The organism is Ornithinimicrobium sp. CNJ-824 (assembly GCF_001942405.1).
GTDB classification, from domain to species: domain Bacteria; phylum Actinomycetota; class Actinomycetes; order Actinomycetales; family Dermatophilaceae; genus Ornithinicoccus; species Ornithinicoccus kibberensis.
The window spans coordinates 1-3,531 of record NZ_MKKA01000040.1 but is presented as its reverse complement, the minus strand read 5'-3'; the positions used below and the strand labels follow the sequence as shown (position 1 = coordinate 3,531).

The following is a 3,531-nucleotide window of genomic DNA, read 5'->3' as shown; positions in this document are numbered from 1 at the left end:
ACGACCCCAAGTGGAAAAGCCGGGCAGACCGGCGGCTCCCGCGCGCCCCGACGCCGAACTCGCTCAGCAAATCCTCTCAGCCCGCATCTCAATTCCCCCAGGAACCCGCTCGGCGGATCGAGGCTGAGCCAGCCCTACGCCCACATGCCCTTGAGCGTCGCAGGCGCTCTATACAAAGCCGGACGAGGTCAACCGCCGTCCGCCAGGCACTAGGGTGCGTCCACGCTCCCTCAGGGGCGTGTGCGGGCGTCCGCAGCCCGCGTCACTTGCGGCGGTAAGACGCGCCGATCACCAGCAACCGGGCGCCGCGGTTGCCGGGGGCTCGTGACTGTACGCAGGGAGTCGTAACGCCGACGCACAGCTGCCGGTGGCACTATGCTGACGTCCCCAGAGCCGGTTCCAGCGGAGGAGTTGTATGAAAGCCGAAGAGGTCGAAGCCGGAAGGTTGTTTGATAGCGGGCAGCAGCTCCTCGTTCCGATCTGGCAGAGGCGATACACCTGGGAACGGCAGGACTGGCTGGAACTTTGGAAGGATGTGCAACACCTACGTTCGACTCCGAGCGCGACTCACTTTATCGGGAGCATCGTGCTGAAGGCACTCCCGTGGCGGGGACTGCCCTCGGAGGCCAAACGCTACTGGATCGTAGATGGTCAGCAACGAGCCATCACTTTGACACTGCTGGCTACCGCAATCCGCGACCGTTTGGCTCGACTATCCGGGTCCGACGAAGATCGAGTCGCGGTTAGTCGTGCCTACACCGATCAGCTTTTCCGAAATGCAAGTCTTAAGGACGGCCACCAGGACCGTCTTGTGCTGCAAGCCCACGATGCCAACCGACTCAACCCGATCGTGAACGGCCCCGCGGGTGAGCTCTCGGACGCGCCCATCGACCGTGCCTACGACTTCTTCGCTCGAGGTCTCGAGCATCTGATGACTGAAGAGTTAGAGGATCTGCTATCGATCGTTCTCGTGCGGATGATGGCTGTTTGGGTCGTTCTGGAAGACAACGACAATGCGCATCGTGTCTTTCAGACGCTCAACGCTGGAGGAAAACCGCTGCGACAGGCCGACCTAGTTCGTAACTATTTCTTCCTTCTTCTCGGCGACGCGGGAGACGACTTCTACCACTCTCATTGGCAGTTGCTCGAAGCGGATCTACCGGCTAAGGAACTCGAAGAATATTTTGTGGCATGGACAATTACTCAGGGGCACACCGGCGCGAAACAGTCATTGTTCCGCTACTTCCAAAGCGACCTGTCGTCAACAGAAGAGGACGCGAGCGCGGTTCTAGCGTATGGCGCCTTCTAACGGCCACGGCGCGTCAGTTTCAGTGGATCCGCAGACCAGAAGACAGTCCACTCGTCGCCGCCAAGGCACCTCTCTTGGAGTTGCGGTCCTGGGGAACTGTGCCAGCCGAAGGGCTCATACTGCTGCTTCTGCGAAGGTTTACCGAAGGGAAGCTTGACGACCACGCGCTGGCCGAGACCTTAGAGTTTGTTCTGTCGTTCATGGCAAGACGAATGCTGGCGGGGTTTGAGCCGCAGCTGCATAAGGACATCTTTGTGCGCGCGGCGCAGCGACTCAGGGCGCGTGGCGAACTTGAGGGGGAGGACTTGGTGGAGTTCCTGCGCTATACCCTTAGTCGGGGAACCGATGTTCGCTCGTGGCCCACCACCGACCTAGTGATTGAACGCGCCACCTCGAACTCCCTTTACACGGATCCTCGGTCCCATTGGGTCAAGTCCATCCTGCTCAGAGCGGCAGGAGCACTCAGGACTCCAGATGACGCGGCACCAAAGCCCGAGAAGCTTAAAGTCGCCCACGTGATGCCGGAATCATTAACGCCTGAGTGGGCCAATGATCTCATCGGTTGGGGTGTCGAGCATCCGGCTGGCCTCCACCAGCTGCGAGTGCAAGTGCTCGGCAACCTGACGTTGATCGATGACGACGCCACTCTAGAGGATATGACCTTTGACCAGGAGAGAGTTGTCCTTGAAGCCTCTGGGTTGGCTATCAACCGGACAGTCTCCGAAGAGCCCGCTTGGACAGGTGTCCAAGTCGACGCTCGGAGCGCCCAACTGGCGATGCTAGTTTGTCAAACCTACGCGGTCCCAATGGATCGGGAGACACTGCAGGGGTCAAGATTTGCAGACGCCTCTGATGACACGGCCCTGTCCGAGCCTGACCTGGACGAGGACGCGTGAACCGCGAATCGTAATGACCGCCACGCAATCCTCAGCGCTTAGCTGATCGAAGGACCACCATGCCCTCACTCGCAACGACTACCTACAACAAGTTGCTGCAGGACGTTGAAACACTAGTTGGCTTGCACTCGGGATCAGGGGCGCCTGGCCGCCCATCCGGTAATAACGAGCCGCTACTGCGAGCAGCAGTGGTGTTGCTCGTGACCGCGTGGGAGAACTACATCGAGCAAGCTGTTGAGGAAGCCTTTGACCACGTCTTGATTCAGGTGGGCGGCCAGCCGCAGTTGCTGTCGGATCACCTCCAGAAAGTGATCCAAAAGGAAGCCCAAAAGAGCGCTTGGAGCGTCACAGGGGATGGCTGGCGCAGCGTGGCCCTGGCCGAGGTGAAGAGCCTGGTCAACGATCTGAACAACGCGGCGAGTGGCCAGGTCGACGCCTTGATCGCCAAAGCCCTAGGCATCGCAACGTTCATTGACGGGGTGAGCTGGCAAAGCAAGTCGGCGAGCAGCGTCCGCGCCGACCTGCGAAGTCTCGTGAACGAAGTGCGCGGGGAAATCGTTCATAAGGGGACCACTCCGAGTGCACTGAACCTCGCCGGCTTTTCAGAGTGGAAGAACTTTGTGACGAAACTAGTCGCCCGCACAGACGCCGTGCTGGCTACTGGGGTTGCCTCAACCTATGGCGCACCCCCCTGGTGAGCCACGGAACGTGCGTTGGTTGATCTGAGTCGCGAAAAGGATTAACTGCCGGGAATCAGGGCCGGGCCTCTTGGCCATCCGATCGATCGGTAGTAACATCGCTTGGCGACATATGGGGGGTGGCAGCTTCTCCTGAACGAGGTCGACCAGGTTGCGCATCATTGCCATGTCGAGGTTCTGCGGACACCCGGCGTGTCGTTTGGTGCGTCCATCTGGGCGGAACTGACGCCAGCCGTAGACCATGGACAGGTTCAGACGCCGGCGACGTAGGCGGTGAGGAAGCGGACGCCGTGGCGGTCGAGGTTGCCGGAGGCTCGGTCGTAGTGCTCGGTCGTCCTGGGGTCAGCGTGCCGGGCGAGGATCTGGGCGTCGCGAAGTGGTACGCCGGCGTCCAGGGCGTTGGTGATGGCGGCGTGGCGCAGCGAGTGTGGGTTGATGTGCCTGGGGATCCGCGCGCTCTTCGCGATGCGCTGCACCATCCGGTAGCCGTCGCGTCGGTCGATCGGTTTGCCAGAGAGCGGGCGCAGCACTAGCCCGGGTCTTTCACGGCGCTGGGGCGTGAGCGGTGTGTAGAAACACCGAAGTGCTTCCTGATCAGGGGAAACTTGGACTTGTCGAAGGTCCCAGG

4 protein-coding genes are annotated in these 3,531 nt (G+C 60.7%); 3 read left to right on the top strand and 1 reads right to left on the bottom strand.

Annotated features, from left to right (window positions below; genetic code table 11):
* Positions 1-415 precede the first annotated feature (415 nt).
* The 3 genes from BJF81_RS11785 to BJF81_RS11775 all read left to right on the top strand — a co-directional run bounded on the left by BJF81_RS11785 (position 416) and on the right by BJF81_RS11775 (position 2,903).
* A complete protein-coding gene (locus tag BJF81_RS11785; RefSeq protein ID WP_075958507.1) occupies positions 416-1,309 on the top strand; it encodes a DUF262 domain-containing protein in 894 nt (297 codons plus the stop codon).
* A 74-nt stretch (positions 1,310-1,383) separates the two neighbouring features.
* Complete coding sequence (locus BJF81_RS11780; RefSeq protein WP_158068674.1) at positions 1,384-2,205, top strand: HNH endonuclease family protein; 822 nt, start codon at positions 1,384-1,386, stop codon at positions 2,203-2,205.
* Positions 2,206-2,264: 59 nt separating this feature from the next.
* Positions 2,265-2,903 (top strand): HEPN domain-containing protein, encoded by a 639-nt coding sequence (locus BJF81_RS11775; protein WP_269087331.1) that lies wholly within the window; start codon positions 2,265-2,267, stop codon positions 2,901-2,903.
* 251 nt (positions 2,904-3,154) lie between these two features.
* On the opposite strand, the gene BJF81_RS11770 is transcribed toward BJF81_RS11775, so the two are convergent.
* The coding region (locus BJF81_RS11770; protein ID WP_158068673.1) for a tyrosine-type recombinase/integrase at positions 3,155-3,531 on the bottom strand (377 nt) is incomplete at its 5' end.

Bases quoted from the DNA above. Each gene is read 5' to 3' on its own strand.
- BJF81_RS11775 (WP_269087331.1), top strand. From the start codon at position 2,265: ATGCCCTCACTCGCAACGACTACCTACAACAAGTTGCTGCAGGACGTT.
- BJF81_RS11785 (WP_075958507.1), top strand. From the start codon at position 416: ATGAAAGCCGAAGAGGTCGAAGCCGGAAGGTTGTTTGATAGCGGGCAG.